At 67.6% G+C, this 17,311-nt stretch carries 17 protein-coding genes; 7 read left to right on the forward strand and 10 right to left on the reverse strand.

Translation table 11 applies throughout. The annotated features are described in order from the left end of the window. Window positions 1–40 precede the first annotated feature (40 nt). The 5 genes from ABZ942_RS26730 to ABZ942_RS26750 all read right to left on the reverse strand — a co-directional run bounded on the left by ABZ942_RS26730 (window position 41) and on the right by ABZ942_RS26750 (window position 4,284). Entirely contained in the window at window positions 41–685 is a 645-nt protein-coding gene (locus ABZ942_RS26730; RefSeq protein ID WP_357386507.1) for a hypothetical protein, read from the reverse strand. Then, window positions 678–1,907, reverse strand: a complete 1,230-nt coding sequence (locus tag ABZ942_RS26735; RefSeq protein ID WP_357386509.1) for a hypothetical protein — start codon at window positions 1,905–1,907, stop codon at window positions 678–680. Before ABZ942_RS26735 ends, ABZ942_RS26730 begins: the two co-directional genes overlap by 8 nt. Beyond that, window positions 1,904–2,230: a hypothetical protein gene (locus ABZ942_RS26740; protein WP_357386510.1), complete on the reverse strand. Its 327-nt coding sequence runs from the start codon at window positions 2,228–2,230 to the stop codon at window positions 1,904–1,906. Before ABZ942_RS26740 ends, ABZ942_RS26735 begins: the two co-directional genes overlap by 4 nt. Window positions 2,231–2,408: 178 nt before the next feature. Then, window positions 2,409–2,936, reverse strand: coding sequence for a hypothetical protein (locus tag ABZ942_RS26745; RefSeq protein WP_357386512.1), 528 nt, complete (start codon window positions 2,934–2,936; stop codon window positions 2,409–2,411). Window positions 2,937–2,997: 61 nt separating this feature from the next. Continuing rightward, window positions 2,998–4,284, reverse strand: a complete 1,287-nt coding sequence (locus ABZ942_RS26750; RefSeq protein ID WP_357386514.1) for a D-alanyl-D-alanine carboxypeptidase family protein — start codon at window positions 4,282–4,284, stop codon at window positions 2,998–3,000. Window positions 4,285–4,406: 122 nt separating this feature from the next. Between ABZ942_RS26750 and ABZ942_RS26755 the strand changes: the two genes are divergently transcribed. Both ABZ942_RS26755 and ABZ942_RS26760 read left to right on the forward strand, forming a co-directional pair. Continuing rightward, window positions 4,407–5,957: an MFS transporter gene (locus tag ABZ942_RS26755; protein ID WP_357386516.1), complete on the forward strand. Its 1,551-nt coding sequence runs from the start codon at window positions 4,407–4,409 to the stop codon at window positions 5,955–5,957. Further along, window positions 5,947–6,555 carry a TetR family transcriptional regulator gene (locus tag ABZ942_RS26760; RefSeq protein WP_357386518.1) on the forward strand — a complete coding sequence of 203 codons (609 nt, stop codon included), beginning with the start codon at window positions 5,947–5,949 and terminating at the stop codon, window positions 6,553–6,555. The genes ABZ942_RS26755 and ABZ942_RS26760 overlap by 11 nt, the downstream gene beginning before the upstream one ends. Before the next feature lie 5 nt (window positions 6,556–6,560). On the opposite strand, the gene ABZ942_RS26765 is transcribed toward ABZ942_RS26760, so the two are convergent. Further along, entirely contained in the window at window positions 6,561–7,460 is a 900-nt protein-coding gene (locus tag ABZ942_RS26765; RefSeq protein WP_357386520.1) for a phenylalanine 4-monooxygenase, read from the reverse strand. A 222-nt stretch (window positions 7,461–7,682) separates the two neighbouring features. On the opposite strand from ABZ942_RS26765, the gene ABZ942_RS26770 reads away from it, so the two are divergent. Further along, complete coding sequence (locus ABZ942_RS26770; RefSeq protein ID WP_357386522.1) at window positions 7,683–7,886, forward strand: type II toxin-antitoxin system VapB family antitoxin; 204 nt, start codon at window positions 7,683–7,685, stop codon at window positions 7,884–7,886. Window positions 7,887–7,895: 9 nt separating this feature from the next. Here ABZ942_RS26770 and ABZ942_RS26775 read toward each other — a convergent pair whose 3' ends face one another. Further along, entirely contained in the window at window positions 7,896–9,416 is a 1,521-nt protein-coding gene (locus ABZ942_RS26775; RefSeq protein WP_357386524.1) for an alpha/beta hydrolase, read from the reverse strand. 163 nt (window positions 9,417–9,579) lie between these two features. Between ABZ942_RS26775 and radC the strand changes: the two genes are divergently transcribed. After that, a complete protein-coding gene (gene radC / locus ABZ942_RS26780) occupies window positions 9,580–10,260 on the forward strand; it encodes a DNA repair protein RadC (protein ID WP_357386526.1) in 681 nt (226 codons plus the stop codon). 18 nt (window positions 10,261–10,278) lie between these two features. Here the strand turns inward: radC and ABZ942_RS26785 are convergent, their stop codons facing one another. After that, window positions 10,279–11,931 carry an alkaline phosphatase D family protein gene (locus ABZ942_RS26785; protein WP_357386528.1) on the reverse strand — a complete coding sequence of 551 codons (1,653 nt, stop codon included), beginning with the start codon at window positions 11,929–11,931 and terminating at the stop codon, window positions 10,279–10,281. A gap of 185 nt (window positions 11,932–12,116) precedes the next feature. Between ABZ942_RS26785 and ABZ942_RS26790 the strand changes: the two genes are divergently transcribed. Continuing rightward, on the forward strand, window positions 12,117–12,923 hold the full coding sequence (locus ABZ942_RS26790) for an LLM class flavin-dependent oxidoreductase (RefSeq protein ID WP_357386530.1): 807 nt from the start codon (window positions 12,117–12,119) through the stop codon (window positions 12,921–12,923). Between the two features lie 175 nt (window positions 12,924–13,098). On the opposite strand, the gene ABZ942_RS26795 is transcribed toward ABZ942_RS26790, so the two are convergent. Beyond that, window positions 13,099–13,968, reverse strand: coding sequence for a hypothetical protein (locus tag ABZ942_RS26795; protein WP_357386532.1), 870 nt, complete (start codon window positions 13,966–13,968; stop codon window positions 13,099–13,101). Window positions 13,969–14,145: 177 nt separating this feature from the next. On the opposite strand from ABZ942_RS26795, the gene ABZ942_RS26800 reads away from it, so the two are divergent. Together ABZ942_RS26800 and ABZ942_RS26805 are read left to right on the forward strand one after the other, a co-directional pair. After that, on the forward strand, window positions 14,146–14,541 hold the full coding sequence (locus ABZ942_RS26800) for a PPOX class F420-dependent oxidoreductase (RefSeq protein WP_357386534.1): 396 nt from the start codon (window positions 14,146–14,148) through the stop codon (window positions 14,539–14,541). Between the two features lie 65 nt (window positions 14,542–14,606). Further along, window positions 14,607–16,442 (forward strand): hypothetical protein, encoded by a 1,836-nt coding sequence (locus ABZ942_RS26805; protein ID WP_357386536.1) that lies wholly within the window; start codon window positions 14,607–14,609, stop codon window positions 16,440–16,442. Window positions 16,443–16,514: 72 nt separating this feature from the next. Here the strand turns inward: ABZ942_RS26805 and ABZ942_RS26810 are convergent, their stop codons facing one another. After that, the gene (locus ABZ942_RS26810; protein WP_357386854.1) at window positions 16,515–17,225 is read right to left on the reverse strand and encodes a succinate dehydrogenase iron-sulfur subunit; all 711 of its coding nucleotides are present in this window, start codon (window positions 17,223–17,225) and stop codon (window positions 16,515–16,517) included. Window positions 17,226–17,311: the final 86 nt, after the last annotated feature.

Here is a 17,311-nt window from a genome sequence, read left to right on the forward strand (position 1 = left end):
ATTGGCGGGGGCAGATGACGAGGTTTGGATGACGACATCCTCACAGGTCGAGCGACGATGGTCGGGCAGTCGGATGGTCGGTGGGTCGGAATCTGACCGACCGCGCCATGTCCACGATCATTTTCCGAAATTCGGGTCCGTGGTCGACGTAGGCGGTGGACATCTCGACAGCCGCGATCGCGGACCCGTCCGAGGAGGGCACTACCGCCTCGAGTTGGTACGTAGCCGTCGTATCGCTGGTGTAGGGCTGCGCTGGAATCTCCGGTGTGGGCAGCTCGGTTATCCGCTCCGAGAACAACATCGGCCGGCCATCGATGTCGGTCAGCTCGATCTCACCGAGCTCATCTCCGGACTCGAGCCTGGACTCGACCAGATTGGTCAGCGCCAATCGTGGGTTTGTCTGCTCGCCATCAGTTTCGTAGACGCACACCGTGAGACATGAGGTGACCAACCCGCCGACCGATGACGCATGCCGACCGATGCCGCAGTAACGCGCATCCCGCTTGGCCAGTTCGGTGAGCAGGGTCGCCGCGGCGGGCAGCACCGCGTGCGCCATTGCTGTTGCGGGCGAGGGGGGTATTCCGTTGACCAGGTCTTGGACAATGCCGATGCTCTCCTCGATGCTGGAGAGCGGCATTGCCATGTACCCGTCGGGGATCCAGATATCCAGGGCTGTCTCACTCATGGTTCCCGAACACGCTTCCTATCTTCTCCAAGCCCAACCCGGCCTTGGCGGATCGTGAGAACAGCTCGATACCGGCCAGCGCGGTGCCTGGCGCCGCCTTGCTCGCTGCGCTGAAGTCCTGCAGGAACAAGGTCGCCTCTGCGGGCCTTGGAATCCAGTTGAGCGCCTTGGACGCTATTCCCGGCGACTGTGCTCCCTCCGCGAAAGCTCGGACTGCCGGAGCGAACTCGCCGAGTTCGCTCAACGCCTTTGCACCCTTGTATGCCCCGCCGACGCCGGGAATGACGCCGAGCGCATCGATACCCACAGTGGTGCCGATCTTCTTCAACGCATCACTGTTGAAGTCGCCATGCAACACATCGCTGAACGCGCTACGCACCTCCGGGTCCAAGGCGTCCATCGCCAGGACGCCCGCGCCGGCCACGAGCGCGATTCCCGCGAAGATCGCGTCGGCAGGTGGCGGAGTCACCAACGCAAGTAGTCCCGTGACGGCGGATATGCCTGCCAAGACGTCGTGGATCTGCTGCCGGTGTTCACTGATCCACTTGCCGACACCGTTCACCGCGTCCGCAATCCGGTCCCAGATACTCTTGTCCGGCGGGCTCGGTGCGAAATCTTTTGCGGCGGAGTCTAATTCGCTGGCAGCGCGGCGGGCCGTGCTGTCGTGCTGGGCTTCCAGGTCGCGGGCGCGCTGGAGGATGGAGTCGATCTTTCCCTGCCAGTTGTCGACCGCTGTGCTTGCGGAGCGGACCTGGGCGGTGGCCGCGTCGAGGCGGGATTGCGCGGCTTGTAGTTCGGTCTGATCGGTGAACATCGTGTTCGCGAGGCCGAGATCTGGATTGGCCTTGGCGGTTTGCAGGGCCGCAACGGCCTGGGTGTGCTGGCCTTTGGCATCGGCGGCCTCGGCTTCGAGTCCCTTTGCGGTGTCCTGGTAGCCGACGAGGTCGGTGTGCCATTGGTCGAGCACGCTGACCGCGCGTTCGAGAGACTTCTGTGCGTAGCCGAGGTCTTGGGCGAGGGTGGCGTCGAAGTTGGCGCGGAAGGCGTCGCCCGCGTCGCCTTTCCACACGTTGTCGTTGCTGTTGCGCAGGCGAGTCAGCAGGTCGTTGGTTTCCCGGACCGCGTCCGCAGACGTGTTGATCTGCCCGCGTAGCCCGGCGACGTCGGTGGGGGCGCCGGGGACCGGGTTGAAACCCAGGTTGGGATAAGGGTTGTCACTCATGCCTTGGCCTGTGTCTTTCCGTCGATGAGACCCGCGACCTGGTCGAGTGCTTTGGCAATGGCGGTGTCGACGTCTCGGTAGGCGTCATGACACTTGCTCACGCCCTCCGCCGTGACCTTGGCCGACTCGCCGATCCGCTCGATCCCGTAGTGCCACCGTCGTTGGAAGCTCTCGGCCGCGTCGTTGAGCGCCTTCGTGCCGATATCGCCATGACCGTCCTTGGTCATCGCCTTCATCGCGTCATTGAGCACCTGCTCGGCACCCCGCAGCGACTGGACCGTCTTGCCCAACACCTCGATGTCCACGCCAAGAATTCCAGCCACGTCGATACATCCCTTTCCCGCACGGCAGCCGCACCTGATAGACGGAAGTCACTTACACAAGCCATAGACGCAGTACCGCGGTAATCGGTTCCATCGCCGCGAACATTTGCAGGCCGAACCTGCGATCCCGAACCCGCTGCCCTCCTGCGAGGCACGTATAGGTCCCTAGCACGGCTGGTCAGACCGTGTGCGGGTGTGCCTGCGGGACCGGCTGATGGTGCGCGGCGTGCAGGGCCTTGACGTCGCGTCGCCGCACCGCCACCAGGCTCGGCGAGTGTTCGTTGCCGTTCGGGGACCAGTCGAACAGGACACTCAGCACGGTGAGGAACGATCGCAGCAGGTACCACTTCAGGAGGCGGTCGAAGGTCGGTTTGCCGCCATCGTCGCCGCGGATGAACACCAACGCGAAGACGGCCTTGCCGATGGTGGCAGCGGTTATCCGCTGCACCACGGTGGTGTGCACGAACGACGTCACCACGTAGACGAGGATCCCGGTCGGTATCGCGATCAGCCCGTCGACGGAAGTGGCGGCGGCGGCCGCGACACCTGCGTGCAGTGCTATGTCGACGACAGTTGCTGTGAAGGTACGTAATTCGCGGGGCGACGGGTAGCGCGGATCGTTTGTGTCGCCGTGGTAGCGGGGTCCGCGCGGCGCGGCTTGGAGGTACTCGTTGACACGTTCCACCCCAGCACGCATGAACCCCATGCCGTTGATGATGGCACAAGCGTGCGGGACACGCTGCGTCCCAGGACTTTCGCGAGCGGGTCTACCGCCGCCGGGTCAATCGGCGTGCACCGAGGAGGAGGGCGAGGATGAGGATTACGCCGCCGGCTATCCAGACGGTGCGGTTGTCGCCGTGGCCTTCGTCGGCCAGCGGACGGGAGTCCTGGCCTTTGGGGGGTGGGGAGGCAAGGGCGGCACCGGGTTTCGACTGTTTGCGGTCGGGGTCGGGCAGCCTGCCGACGGAGGTGCCGCGGGGGAGGGCGAAGCCGTAGTCGAGCAGGCGGGCGGCCTGGTCCGCGGGGCGCAGCGGCCGGACGTCGGCTTTGAGGAGGGTGATGGCGAGACGGCGGCCGTCTCGTTCGGCGGCGGCGACGAAGGTCTGCCTGGCGTCGTCGGTGAAGCCGGTCTTGCCGCCGATGGCGCCGTCGTAGTCGTAGAGCAGGTGGTTGTCGTTGCCGATGGGGAAGCCGGGGTGGTCTTTGTCGCCTTCGATTTTCGGGTTCGCGGGATAGCCGGGGAAGTCCACCTGTTGGGTGTGGATGAGTTCGGCGAACAGCGGGATGGTCATGGCCTCACGGAACAGCACGGACAGGTCGTAGGCCGAGGTGCTCATGCCGGGTCCGTCCAGGCCGGACGGACTGGCCGTGCGAGTGTCCAAGGCGCCCAACGACTTCGCGAGATCGTTCATCTTCGCGACGGTGGCCGCTTCGCCGCCGAGCTGGGTGGCGATGGCGTGCGCGGCGTCGTTGCCGGAGCACATGATCAGGCCCTGCATGAGCTGGCGGTTGGTGTAGTGACCACCGGGGCCGATGCCGACCCGGGTGCCGTCGGCGTTCGCGTCGTCGTCGGTGCCGACGACCACCTTGTTCAAATCCAGTGTGCGCAGCGCGATGGTGGCGAGCAGGACCTTGATGGTGCTGGCCGGCCGATAGCGGCCGTGCGGGTCTTTGGCGGCGAGCACCTCGCCGGTGTCCAGGTCCGACAGCTGCCAGGCGGTGGCCGAAATATCCGGTGGCACCGGCGGTCCCCCCTTGGGCAGCACGGCGCCACACTGACCGAGCTGGCTGCCGCCGACGGGCGGCGTCGGGATGGGCAGTGCCGTCGGCGTCGGGTCCCCTGGCGCCGGAACCTCGGACTCGTCGATCGGCGCGGGCGGACGCGTCTTCTGCGGGCAGCCGTCGGTATTCGGGGTGGTGAACGGTGTCGTCGGCGTGCTCGGCGGCGGCGCGGCGAACGCCGGAACGGCGGCCGAACCCGCGATCACCGCCAGGGCGGCCAGCGCGGAACCGAGGCGGAGTGTGGCGCGGCGGCGCGAGTCCCGGATCTTCATCGTTCGCGAGCCTAGCGATTCCGCGGCGGGTCGGCCGAATGCGCGCCGGAGCGGGGTATTGACAGAAGCTGCTAAATGAGAGTTACTATCAAAAAGTAGCTTCTATCATTTTCGGAGGGGTCATGAAAACAGATGCGACTCGTCGCTGGCTGGCGCTCGGCGCGCTGGCGTTCGCGATGCTGACCATCGGGCTCGACGTCACGGTGCTCACCGTGGCGCTGCCGACGCTCGCCGTCGACCTGCACGCGAATACCGCTGCGCTGCAATGGTTCAGCGGCGCGTACACGCTCGCGCTCGCCGCGCTGATGCTGCCCGCGGGCGCGCTCGGCGATCGGTACGGCCGCAAAAAGTTCCTGCTCGCCGCGTTGCTCGTGTTCGGCGCCGCGTCACTCGCCTGCGCGTTCGCGGGCACCGCTGGTCAGCTCATTGCCGGTCGGGTGGCGCTCGGCGTCGCGGCGGCGGTGATGATGCCGCTGTCCATGTCGGTGTTGCCCGCACTGTTCCCGGAGCCCGCCGACCGGCAGCGTGCGCTCACCATCTGGGTGACCGCGTCGGCGCTCGGTATGCCGTTGGGGCCGATCGTCGGTGGTTGGCTGCTGCGGAACTTCTGGTGGGGTTCGGTGTTCCTGATCAACGTGCCGATGGTGATCATCGGTGCGCTCGCCGTCTTCGCGCTGGTTCCGGAATCACGCAGCGCGAACCAACGCCGAATCGATGTGCCGGGCGTCTTGCTCTCGGCCGTCGGAATGCTCGGTCTCACCTACGGATTCATCCGGATCGGCGACCTCGGCTGGGGCAATGTGCCTGCCTGGACCACCGTGCTGGCCGGTGCGCTGTTGCTCGGCGCCTTTGTGCTCTGGCAGCGCAGGACGGCGCATCCGCTGATCGATCTCGGGTTGTTCGAGACGGCGGGATTCCGCTGGGGCACCGCGCTTTCCATCGTCATCAACTTCGCGATGTTCGGCATGTTCTTCACCGTGCCGCAGTACTTTCAGGCGGTACTCGGGGTGGACACACTCGGTAGCGGGCTGCGATTGCTTCCGCTGATCGGCGGGCTGATCGTCGGCAGCAGGCTGGTCTCCAAGGCGTTGCCGAAGCTCGGGACCAGGGTGGTGCTCACCAACGGCTTCGCCCTGTTGGCCGTCGCGCTCGGGCTGGGCGCGATGACCAGCGTGGACAGCGGCTACGGCTTCACCGCACTGTGGACGACCCTGCTCGGCGCGGGTATGGGCCTGGCCATGCCGACGGCCATGGGCCTGGCGATGGGCGAGCTCACCGCGGAACGTTCCGGTTCCGGATCCGCGTTGATCCAGGCCCTGCGCCAAGCGGGCGGCACCATCGGCGTCGCGGTGCTTGGCACGGTGTTGTCCACCCAGTACCGCTCGGATCTCGGCTCGTTGAACCGCGATCCGATCTCGGACGGGGTGAACGCCGGCGTCGCGGCGGCGCGCCAGTTGGGCGACTCGGCGGTGCTGCACCAGGTGCAGAGCGCTTTCGTCGGTGGCATGGCCGCGATGCTGTGGGTCTGCGCGATCATGTGTGCGTTGTCGGCCGTGGTGGCCGCCGTCGTCATTCGATCGAAGCGACCCGCCGAGGTGGCCGCGGTGCGGCCGGAAGTCGTCGGTGGCGCCGTCCGGCCCGCCGATCAGTCAGAATCGACATATGTCGGTTGAATTGTCCGGGGAAGAGCCTGCCGTGCGCGGCTTACGCGAGCGGAAGAAGGAACGGACCCGCCGGACGATTCGCGAAGAAGCGTTCCGGCTGTTCCGCGAGCAGGGATACAGCGATACCACGGTCGAGCAGATCGCGGCCGCGGCCGACGTGTCGCCGAGCACCTTCTTTCGCTACTTCCCGACCAAGGAACAGTTGGTGCTCGCTGACGACCTCGATCCGGTGCTGATCGAGGCCGTCCGCGCGCAACCGCCCGGCATCGCGCCGCTGACCGCGCTCCGTAACGCGATGACAGACGTCTACGAGGGGCTGTCCGCCGAGGCCTACGCGTTCGAACAAGAACGACAGGCGCTGGTCTATCACGTGCCCGAGCTGCGCTCGGCCATCGGCAGGGAAATGGAACGCAACATCGAGATGGTCGCCACCATAATGGCCGAACGCGTCGGCGGCACCACCGACGATTTCGAGATACGCGTGCTCGCAGGCGCGTTGACGGGCGCGGGTCTGGCCGTCGCGCGGATTACCCCGATCAATCCCGAGAACATCGGCCGGATGCTGGATCTGCTGGAAGCCGGGCTGCCGCTCAGCCGGGAGCAATGAGAAAGCTACTGCGCCCCAGCTGAACTCGACTGCCGCAGCCGGTCCGGCGTCTCGTCGTCCATCGTCGCGAAGAAGCCGCCGATCACGTCCTCGATCTCGGCGACCGACTCGGCGCAGTACAGGATCGGCTGGTAGTGCGTGATGTCGTAGACCGCGGTGCCCATCACCGCGACGTCGAGCGGGCGCAGGTCGGCGGTCCGGAACTCCTCGATCTCACCGTAGGACGACAGCAATCCCGCACCGTAACAGCGGACTTCGTCGTCCTGCCGGACCACGCCGAACTCCATCGAGAACCAGAAGACATTCGCGAGGAACTTCAGCGCGGGCTCGGTCTCCAGGCGACCGACCGCCGCGCCGACCGCCTCGTAGATGGCGGCGAAGCGCGGGCTGGCGATCTGGTTGGCGTGGCCGATGATCTCGTGGATGGCGTCCGGCTCGGGGGTGTACAGCGGCGCCGAATGGTGCCGAATGTACTGGGTGGAGTGGAAGGTTCGATCGGCGAACGAGCCGAAGAACTGGCGCAGCGGCACCAGCCCGGCGGCCGGGGCGTAGCGGAACCCGCTGAGCGGCACCAGCGCCGCCGAGACCTCGTTCAGCTGCGGGATGTGGTCCTCGGGTAGCGCGAGCCGTGCCGCCGCCTCCAGCACCTCGGCGCAGGCGTAGGTCTGGTGTTTGCGGGCGAGTTCGGCCGAGGCGATCCGCCAGACCTGCTGCTCCTCGTCGGTGTAGTCGATCTGCGGAACAGGTTTGCCCGGTGCGTAATCGAGCGCAAGCGCGGCGATGGCATTGCGACGAGCCCGGTAGTCCGAGTCGTGCACGCCAGGGTGCTCGTCGCTCAGGTGGACGGTCACATCGCCGTCGCCGGACCGGGTCACCGGTGAGTACAGCTGAGCTTCGGTGAACATACGTCGATGCAAGCACCGCTGCGGCTTGCCGACAACAAAAGCCCGTGCAGCTTGGCAAAGTGTCTAGCTGTTCGTGCCTTACTGCGCAATTACCGGCATCGGACGACGGATTCCGGCGACGAGCTGACCAGTGGCCGCCGACCGGTGCCACGGCCCCGACGCGATTCGCCAGACATCTTCGAGCGATATGGCGCAAAATGGCGAATGTACGAAGGAGGACGCATGAAATCCGTGCGGATCGATCTCGACCAGAAGTTGCTCGCCGCCGCGGCCGCCGTGATGGGCACCTCGACGAGCAACGCCACGATCAACGAGGCACTGCGCCGGATCGTCGTGCACGAGCGTCAATTGCGACATCTCGAAAAGCTCGCCGCCAACGCATTGTTCACGCTGCCGAGGCCCGAGGTCGTGGTCGTCGACGGGTAGCTCGGCAGCTCACGGTTTCGTGCACCGCAGGCCCTCGGCCGGTGGTGTCAGGTCGATCAGATACTGCACGATCGGCCGGTCGACGCAGGCGATGCCCTCGAACGCGGCACCGTGCTGGGTGCCCTCGTAGGTGATCAGTGCGGCGCCAAGGGTTTTGGCGAGGGTGACACCACCGGGATACGGCGTCGCCGGATCCCCGGTCGCCGCGACGACCACGACCTTCGGCAGGCCGACCACCTTCGGCACGTGCGGCTGGGCGGTCGGCGGAACCGGCCAGAACGCGCAGGCGTCCAGCGGTGCCGAGGTGTTGGCTTTGCCCATGGCGTCGTCGAAAGCCGGAGCGGCGGCCCGCGATCGGCGGACGATATCGGCCGCCACGGCGCGATCGGTCACCCGGACCTCCTCCAGACAGAGCACCGCGCGATGCACGTCGTCGGAGGAGGCGTCCTCGTATGTGGTCGCGTCGCCGCGCAAGGCGTCGCCGCGGCCCTTGGCGAGCTCGGACAACCCTTTGGTCAGGTCCGGCCACAACGAAGGACGGTAGAGCGAGGCGATCGTCGCGGTGGTGACGGCGCTGTAGTCGAGCCCGCGGATCGGGTGCTGAATCAGCGGGCTGACCAGCGCGCGGTAGTTCTCGTTCGCCTTCTTCGGATCGGTGCCGAGCGGGCAGTCCGGGGCTTTGGCGCAGTCGGTGGCGTAGGCGTCGAACGCCTGCTGGAAACCCGCGGCGGTGATCACCTCGTCGCCGATGTTCGTGGTGGGGTCGACGGGGGCGTCGAGGACCATCGCGCGCACCCGATCCGGAAACATCTCGGCATAGGTGGAGCCGAGGCGCGTGCCGTAGGACCCGCCGAAGTAGGTCAGTTTCTGTTCACCGAGCGCGGCCCGGACCACGTCCATGTCGCGCGCGACGTCGACGGTGCCGACGTGCGCGAGCAGCGTCAGCCCGGTGCGTCGCGCACACGAGTTGGCGTAGTCCTCGTTCTCCTGCTCGACCTGGTCGATTTCCGCGAGCGGGTCGGTCCGGCCGAGCACGCGCTGACTCGTCTCGAATTCGGTGGCCGAGCGGCAGGTGACGTGCGGGGTCGAGGCGCCGAGCCCACGCACGTCCATCCCGATCAGGTCGAGCCGTTCGGCCACCGGCGACTTCGCCAGTGCCAGCGGCAAGTTCAGTCCGGGCGCACCCGGCCCGCCCGGGTTCGTCAGCAGCGAGGCGACGCGGGTTCCGGTGGCGCGCAGGCGGGAGATCGCGATCCGAGCGGTGTCGCCGTCGGGTTTGCCGTAGTCGATCGGCACCAGCACCCGTGCGCACTCGATCCCGGCCGCGCCGAGCTCGCCGCCGCCCTGGTAGCCGTCGCACGAACCCCAGGCCAGCGTTTGCTGGTAATACCGATCGAGGGTCGGGGCCGCCGGCTTGACGGGGTCGGTATCACTGGCGCACGCCGTCACCAGCAGCGCGACCGCGGCGATGACCACGGGCAGCGGCGTGCGGAGCTTCGGTGCCGCGGTTGCCTTGCGCGGTTTGAACATTCAGCTGCCCCTGTACTCGGTCGACGCACCCAGTGTGCCCGAACCGCACCGATCCGCAATCGGCAGGGATCGGACAACTCGGGCGGCCCCGCGTCCGCGGGCAACATGTCGGTAGGGCCTGGCACACTCCAGGACACTGTCGCCGTGACCAAGGGGTGGAACGATGCCGGTCTCTCTTATCGATGTACCTGTCGAGCAACGGCCGCGCGAGCGACTGCTCGCACTCGGTCCGCAGGCGCTCAGCGATGTCGAATTGCTGGCCTTGCTGTTACGACACGGCAGGCCCGGCGCCAGCGCGCTGGATCTCGCGGTGGAACTGCTCGTCGAACACGGCGGGTTGGCCGGGTTGGCCGCGGCCCGTCCCGAGGAGCTGTCGCGCCGCGCCGGAGTCGGGGTGGCGAAGGCGGCGGCGCTGATCGCCGCGTTCCACCTCGGCTCCCGGGCTCGCGGCGACGCGGGCACGGCCGTGCGCCTCGCCGACGCGTCGGATGTCGCCGCCGCGGCCCGCCCGCTGTTCACCGGCGCCAGGGTCGAGCGGCTGCTCGTCCTGGTGTGCGATGCCCAGAACCAGTTGCGGCGCAAGGTATTCGTCGCCGAGGGCGCGGTCGACCAGGTCGCGGTCCCGGTCCGCGAAATCCTGAATACCGTGCTGCGCCACGATGGCCGCGCCTTCGCCGTCGTGCACAACCACCCCTCCGGCGACCCGACGCCAAGCCTCGACGACCGCCACGCCACCACCGTGCTCGCCGAGGCCGCGCGCACCGTCGGCCTGCGCTTCCTCGACCACGTGGTGATCGCGGGCGAAGCCTGGTGCAGCGCACCGGCCACCAGCCGCCGCCACTGACCGATGCCGTGGCGGTGGTTATCTCGGCGCGTTGTCCGCCGGACCGGTGGTGGCGCCCGGCGCGGTGTGCTGGGCCGGCGCCTCCGGTCGCCAGGCTTGCGTGACGCCGGGGACCCGGTCCTGCACCACGAAACTGGCCCGGGTGTGGACGGGGGCGCCGGGGCGGCGGATGTAGGGGACCACGCGGAAGTCGTTGCGCCACAGGGTGTGGTCCAGTTCGACGCGGACGTAGCCGCGTTGGGCGTTGAAGAATTTGAGGTCGGGGTTGGCGGCGAGGAGATTGCGGCCCGAGTCGGTCAGGTCCGCGCCGTCGCCATTGCTGGATATCGAGGTGCCGATGAATTCCGATGCTACGACCGGTGATTCGGGATCGGCGAAGTCGCGGCGCAGGTCGGCGGCGTGATTCTGGTGGCGGTCGCCGGTGATCACGACGAGGTTGGGCACGTTGCGGTCGGCGGCCGCGCCGAGCACGGCGTTGCGGTCGGCGACATAGCCGTCCCCGGAGTCGGTGCCGACGGCGAGGGTCGGGCCGGCGTCCTGGTCGGACTGGCCCATCGATACCTGGTTGCCGATGATCTGCCAGCGGGCCGGGGAATTGGTGAATCCGTCGATCAGCCAATCACGTTGTCGCGCACCCAGTATCGTGCGATCGGGATCGAGTCGGTCGGTGCAGTCGACGACGGTGCTGCCGTCGCCGCAGGCCTGCTTGTCGCGGTACTGCCGGGTGTCGAGCATCGTTATCTCGGCCAGGTCGCCGAAACCGTAGCGGCGGTGCAGGTGCATGCTGGGCCCGGACGGCAGCTGCGCGATGCGCAGCGGCTGGTGCTCGTACATCGCCTGGAACGCGGCGGCTTTGCGGCGGCGAAAGAGCGGGGGAATGCGGTAGATGTCGAGTCCGAGCCCGGGGGAGTCGCCGGCCCAGTTGTTGTCGACCTCGTGGTCGTCCATGGTGACCAGCCAGGGAAAGGCGGCATGCGCGGCGCGTAGCGGTTGCTCGGCCTTGGCCTGCGCGTAGCGCAACCGATAACCGGCCAGATCGACGGCCTCCTCGCGAAACTGCGGCTCGACCACCATGCCCGCACGGCCACGCGTCCAGCCCCGCTCGTAGATGTAATCACCAAGGTGCACAACCAGATCCAGGTCCTCGGCACTCATATGCTGGTATGCGGTGTAGTAGCCGGAACTCCACGATTGGCACGAGGCGAACGCGAACCGCATCCGTGCGGTCGGCTGCCCCGGCAGCGGTGCCGTGCGGGTCCGGCCGACCGGTGAGAGCACCGATCCCGCCCGGAATCGATAGAAGTACCAGCGATCCGGCGCCAGCCCGGTGACCTCCGGGTGCACGCTGTGCGCGAGTTCGCGTGTCGCGACCGCGGCACCGCGCGTCACCACCTGCTGGAAGTTCTCATCATGCGCGACTTCGTATTCCACGTTCACCGGGTGCATCGGCATGCCGCCGAGCCCATCCGGGGCGAACGGATCCGGTGCCAGCCGCGTCCACAGCACCACGCCGTCGGCGGTCGGATCCCCCGACGCGACCCCCAAGCTGAACGGATCGTCGGACCAGCGCGGCACCCGGAACTGCCCGCTACTCGCCGCAGCCGCCCCCACCAGCACCGCAGCCGACCCGGCACCCCCGAATCTCAGCAGTCGACGACGGGACAGACCCATACGTCAGCGTATATCGACAGGTGGTCCGACGATCCGGATCCGGGGGTCCGCGAGTGCGCGTGCGCTTTTCGATACGACAGGCGGTGAGCGTTTGCGACATCATCATGAGCGAACAGGAGATTGGAACGCTCGCCACCGGCCCATAGCGTTGTTTTCAGCAGCCGATAGCGAGTGATTGGACCGAAATGACCATGGAGATAGGCGTAATCCTGCCCACCTCGACCCCCGATCCCGAGCGGCCGATCCTGGGCGATGTGCGGGCCAGCGCCCGATTCGCCGAGGAACTCGGGCTCGATTCGATCTGGTCCACCGATCACCTGATCGCGAGCGCGCCGATGCTGGACAGCACCGTCACGCTGGCCACCGCCGCCGCGGTGACCGATCGCATCGGCATCGGTTACAACGTGCTGTTGCTGGCCCTGCGTCCGGTCGCCTGGGCGGCCAAGCAGATCAGCACGCTACAGACGCTGTCCGGCAACCGGCTCGTCGTCGGTGTCGGCACCGGGAATCCGGCCCATGGCGACATCGGGTGGCGGGCGGCAGGCGCCTCCTATGCGGATCGTGGTCGGCGCACCGACGAGGCGTTGCGGGTGCTGCCCGGTCTCGTCACCGGGCAGCCGACGACGTTGGCCGACGGGCTCGAGGTGACGCTCGAGCCCGGTTCGTCGCTGCCGCCTATCTTGGTCGGAGGCAACAGCACTCGGGCGCGGCGCCGGGCTGCGACCTACGGTGCGGGGTGGATCACCATCCAGTCCGATCCGGAGCAACTGGCCAAGGACATCGCTGAACTTCAGGAGTTCGCCGAGCAGCGTGAGCGTGCGCCGCTATCGGTCACTGTCCTGGCGGTCGGCTTGTCGTCGGACGTCAGTGCGGCCGCCGCGCAGGTGTCCACGTATGCGGCACAGGGTGTTTCGCGGGTGGTCACGCTCCCGACCGGTGCGGACTGGCAGCATGGTTACGAGTTCGCCGCGAAGGTTCGTGCGTTGCTGTAGATTCGGGGATATCTGGAATACGAAGGCCGCCTTCATCTTTCGATGAGGCGGCCTTTGCGTTGTGCTGAGAAAAGTTGACAGGTACGGATTTCGGGGGCCGATGCGATCGGTCGATGTTGGTTATCCCGATGCGTCGGATAGGTGTCCTGCGACCACGGCGGACTCGCATATTCGATCAGCGGGTCGGCGGGCCCAGCTTCAGCGGGCGGTACTCCGACTCGGTTGATTCAGTGCCGGTACCACTGCTGTGGTCCTTCGCGCCGCTCTTGTCGGTGCCAGTGGTCTTGGTACTGGTCTTATCCGCGCCTGCGCGGGCGGTTTCGTCTCCGGCGACCGGGGAAGCGGCGCTCAGCGATGCCATTCCCGCACTGCCGGTAGCTATTCCGGCGGCGACACCCGCGCCGAGGGCGACACCGAACGGCACCGCGGCGACACTGCCGCTGCCGAGCATGGCGCTGCCGGTGCCTGCCATCGCGGCGAAGGGCGCGGCGGCCGCACCCGCGCCCGCAAGGCTCGCACTGCCGGTGCCCGCAGCCGCGCTACCCGCGCCGAGCATGGCCAAAGGGGTGCCGAGGCCGCCGGTGGCGACACTGCCCGAGGCGCCCGCGGCGGCGCTACCGGTGCCGAGGAACGCGGCGCCCGCGCCGAGGACAACGCCGAGTGGCGCGAGTGCGGCGCTGCCGGTGCCGGCCGCCGCACTGCCGGTGCCGAGGAACGCCGCCCATGGTGCGGCGGCGACGCTGCCGGTGCCCAACACGGCGCTGCCGGTGCCGATCAGGCCGGCCAGACCGAGGCCGAAGGCCGCACCGCCCATGCCGAGCGGGCCCGCGGTATCGACGAGGCCCGGGTACAGCAGGGTGTTCAGCACGGTGCGGCGGGGACCGGCCGGGCCGCGCGGATTCGTGACGACGGCCGAAGTCGCATATGCCGCGACGCAATCGCGGTGTGGCACGGCACCGGTCGGGGCCGATGCCGTAGCGGCGGCGGCAACCAGTGCGGGGCAGGTCAGCACGGTCGCGGCGATCGCCGTTCGGAACACGTACATGAGTGAGCGCCTTCCTCCGGGCCACCCACGACGGTGCGTCGCGGCGTGGCCGACGATGTGTCGGCAACTGGAGAGCACGTCCAAGATCAACTTACCGGCAACCCGCTCGGATTGATGGCAATTCGCTATCGAGGTGACGGCAAGCCGGTTCTCCGGCGCGCCGTTACTGTCCATGGCATGGGAATCACGCTCAGCCAAGCCACTATCGCCCTGCTCGACGCCAAAAATTACGCGGTGCTCGCCACGCTCAACGCCGACGGCAGCCCGCAGACCTCGGCGATGTGGGTACTGCGGGACGGCGACGACCTGCTGTTCTCCACCCTGGAAGGCAGGCTCAAGCACCGCAACATGGTGCGTGACCCGCGTGTCAGCGTGACCGTGATCGACTCCGCCGACGGCGAGAGCTACGTCGAGCTGCGCGGCAAGGCGACCATCGTCGAGGACAGCGATCTCCGTGTCGGCCACCGACTGTCGTGGAAGTACGACGGCAAGGACCACGACCTGCCCGCGCCGGGCCAGGTTCGGGTCGCGGTTCGCGTCGAGGTGGAGAAGGCGACCGGATACGCGGCCTGACACCGGAAGCGGCCAGTACGGCGTCGCAACGGAGTAGGAGCGGGCCGCCGCTAGGGTGGCTCGGCATGGACACCGCTTCGATCGCACCGTCGACGGCCGTGCCCAGTCCGCGTCCGGGTGCGGTCGCGGCGATCCTGCAGCGTCGTCTCGCGCGAGCATCGCCGGTCGTCGTCGCGGCAGTGTGCTTGCTCGTGCTGCAACTGGTGTTGCGCGGCTGGGTGGCGGGCAGCGGGTACTTCTACTGGGACGATCTGATCCTGGTCGGTCGGGCCGGCCGGTATCCGCTGATTTCCGCGGAGCTGTTGTTGCACGACCACGACGGGCATTTCATGCCGCTCGCCTTCGCCGCCGCCTGGGCGGCAACGAAGGTAGCGCCGCTGGTGTGGGCGGTCCCGGCGCTCTCGTTGTTGATCGGGCAGCTCGCGGTGTCGTTGTCCGTACTGCGGATGTTGCGCGTGCTGCTCGGCGACCGGTGGGCGCTGCTCATTCCGCTGACGTTCTTTCTGTTCTCGCCGGTGACGCTTCCGGCGTTCGCCTGGTGGTCGGCCGCATTGAACGCGCTGCCTTTGCAATTCGCGCTCGCCTGGGTCATCGGGGATGCGCTGCTGTTGGTGCGCACCGGACGGCAGCGGTATGTCCTGTCCGGGCTGGTCGTGCTCGCGGTGGCGCTGTTGTTCTTCGAGAAATCGGTGATCATCCCGTTCGTCGCGTTCGCCGTCGCGGTGCTCGCCCACTATGTCGACGGGCGGGCAGCCGCTGTTCGTGTGGTTGCGCGGCGCGGTGTGCGGTTGTGGGTGGGGTCGGGCCTGGTGCTGCTCTGCTGGTTGGCGGTCTATCTGGCGATGGTGGGTTTTTCCGGGGTGCACAACAACCCGCAGGGCATGCGCGACTGGCTGCCCAACGCGACCTCGCTGGGCGTGGTGCCCGCGCTGGTCGGTGGGCCGTGGCGGTGGGAACGATGGTTGCCCGCCGCGCCGTGGGCCGACCCGCCTGGCGGCGCGGTGCTCACGGCGTGGATCCTGCTGATATCGATTGTGGCACTGACGATTTGGGCACGACGCCGGGTGTGGCCGGTCTGGTTGCTCGCCACCGCCTATGTGCTGCTGATGCAGTTGCCTGTGGCGCTGGTGCGCGGTGGCCCGAACACCGCGGCCGAACTCATGCAGTCCCTGCGTTATTTCGCCGACCTCGGCGTGACGCTGTCGGTCGTCGGCGCATTGATCCTGCGGGCGAGCCCGCGCGGTAAGACACCGAGTCTCGGCCCGCGCACCGCAATACCGGTGCTGGCGCTGTTCGTCGTGAGCAGCCTGTTCTCCACCTACACCTTCGTCCGCTCGTGGAGCCCGAGCCCGACCAAAACCTATATCGGGAACGTGAAGTCGGCCTTCGAGCATTGGGACGGTGTGCCGTTACTGGAACAGGAAGTGCCATGGGACGTGCTGAACCCGCTGGCCTACCCGCAGAACCTGACCAGCCAGGTCCTTGCGCCCCTCACCACCCCGGGCGCTTTCGCCGACTCCACCCCGCACCTGCGCATGATCACCGACACCGGCGCCATCGTCGAAGCTCAGGTCTGGTGGAACCGCCGCATCCTCCCCGGCCCAGACCCCAACTGCGGCTACCGAATCCAGGACACCGACCCGACCTTCATTCCCCTCGACGGCCCCGTGCTCGATCATGAGTGGACCGCCCAACTCAACTATCTGGCCGGTAGCGACGGCCAACTGTCGGTCGCCCTCGAACATGGCAAAACCGTGAAAGTCCCAGTCCGCCAAGGCCTCAACACGGTCTTCGTCCGCATAGTGGGCAGCGGCTCCACCCTCCGCATCGCCTCCCACACCGCAGGACTCACCGTCTGTCTGGGCTCCGGCCCCGTCGGCGTCGCCTCCTACGACAACTAGCGGCTCGACACCCGATGAACGGCGAAGGCCGCCTGCATCTTTCGATGGAGGCGGCCTTTGGTGCCGGGGTGGTCAGCGGGCGAAGAGTAGGGCGCGCTTGACTTCTTGGATGGCTTTGGTGACTTCGATGCCGCGGGGGCAGGCGTCGGTGCAGTTGAAGGTGGTGCGGCAGCGCCAGACGCCTTCGACGTCGTTGAGGATGTCGAGGCGTTCGCGGGCGCCTTCGTCGCGGCTGTCGAAGATGAAGCGGTGTGCGTTCACGATCGCGGCCGGGCCGAAGTAGCTGCCGTCGCTCCAATACACGGGGCAGGAGGTGGTGCAGCAGGCGCACAGGATGCACTTGGTGGTGTCGTCGAAGCGGGCGCGGTCGGCCTGGCTCTGGATGCGTTCGCGGGTGGGTTCGTTACCCGAGGTCATCAGGTAGGGCTTCACCGCGCGGAACGCGTCGAAGAACGGCTCCATGTTGACCACGAGGTCCTTCTCCACGGGCAGGCCGCGGATCGGCTCGACGGTGATCGTGAGGGGTTTGTCGCCCTTGGGCAGCATGTCCTTCATCAGCACCTTGCAGGCCAGCCGGTTCACCCCGTTGATCCGCATGGCATCGGAGCCACACACGCCGTGCGCACAGGAGCGCCGGAAGGTGAGCGTGCCGTCCAGGTAGGACTTGATGTAGATGAGCACGTTGAGGAAACGGTCCGTCGTCAGGACCGGTACCTGGAACGACTCCCAGTGCGCACCCTTGTCGTCCTCCGGGTTGAACCGGGCGACCTTGACGGTGACCATCACCGAGCCGTCGGGAACCGGCGCTGGCTTGGTGGGGGGTGTCTTCTCGAGTACGCCGGGGGACGGTGAGGCGGCGGAGCCGCCGG

It is taken from the genome of Nocardia sp. NPDC046473, assembly GCF_040645995.1.
Lineage (GTDB): Bacteria > Actinomycetota > Actinomycetes > Mycobacteriales > Mycobacteriaceae > Nocardia.

Excerpts from the sequence above, each read along its gene's own strand:
- ABZ942_RS26730 (WP_357386507.1), bottom strand. The coding sequence starts at position 685 with ATGAGTGAGACAGCCCTGGATATCTGGATCCCCGACGGGTACATGGCA.
- ABZ942_RS26735 (WP_357386509.1), bottom strand. The coding sequence starts at position 1,907 with ATGAGTGACAACCCTTATCCCAACCTGGGTTTCAACCCGGTCCCCGGC.
- ABZ942_RS26745 (WP_357386512.1), bottom strand. The coding sequence starts at position 2,936 with ATGGGGTTCATGCGTGCTGGGGTGGAACGTGTCAACGAGTACCTCCAA.
- ABZ942_RS26750 (WP_357386514.1), bottom strand. The coding sequence starts at position 4,284 with ATGAAGATCCGGGACTCGCGCCGCCGCGCCACACTCCGCCTCGGTTCC.
- ABZ942_RS26755 (WP_357386516.1), top strand. The coding sequence starts at position 4,407 with ATGAAAACAGATGCGACTCGTCGCTGGCTGGCGCTCGGCGCGCTGGCG.
- ABZ942_RS26760 (WP_357386518.1), top strand. The coding sequence starts at position 5,947 with ATGTCGGTTGAATTGTCCGGGGAAGAGCCTGCCGTGCGCGGCTTACGC.
- ABZ942_RS26765 (WP_357386520.1), bottom strand. The coding sequence starts at position 7,460 with ATGTTCACCGAAGCTCAGCTGTACTCACCGGTGACCCGGTCCGGCGAC.
- ABZ942_RS26770 (WP_357386522.1), top strand. The coding sequence starts at position 7,683 with ATGAAATCCGTGCGGATCGATCTCGACCAGAAGTTGCTCGCCGCCGCG.
- ABZ942_RS26775 (WP_357386524.1), bottom strand. The coding sequence starts at position 9,416 with ATGTTCAAACCGCGCAAGGCAACCGCGGCACCGAAGCTCCGCACGCCG.
- radC (WP_357386526.1), top strand. The coding sequence starts at position 9,580 with ATGCCGGTCTCTCTTATCGATGTACCTGTCGAGCAACGGCCGCGCGAG.
- ABZ942_RS26785 (WP_357386528.1), bottom strand. The coding sequence starts at position 11,931 with ATGGGTCTGTCCCGTCGTCGACTGCTGAGATTCGGGGGTGCCGGGTCG.
- ABZ942_RS26790 (WP_357386530.1), top strand. The coding sequence starts at position 12,117 with ATGACCATGGAGATAGGCGTAATCCTGCCCACCTCGACCCCCGATCCC.
- ABZ942_RS26795 (WP_357386532.1), bottom strand. The coding sequence starts at position 13,968 with ATGTACGTGTTCCGAACGGCGATCGCCGCGACCGTGCTGACCTGCCCC.
- ABZ942_RS26800 (WP_357386534.1), top strand. The coding sequence starts at position 14,146 with ATGGGAATCACGCTCAGCCAAGCCACTATCGCCCTGCTCGACGCCAAA.
- ABZ942_RS26805 (WP_357386536.1), top strand. The coding sequence starts at position 14,607 with ATGGACACCGCTTCGATCGCACCGTCGACGGCCGTGCCCAGTCCGCGT.
- ABZ942_RS26810 (WP_357386854.1), bottom strand. The coding sequence starts at position 17,225 with ATGGTCACCGTCAAGGTCGCCCGGTTCAACCCGGAGGACGACAAGGGT.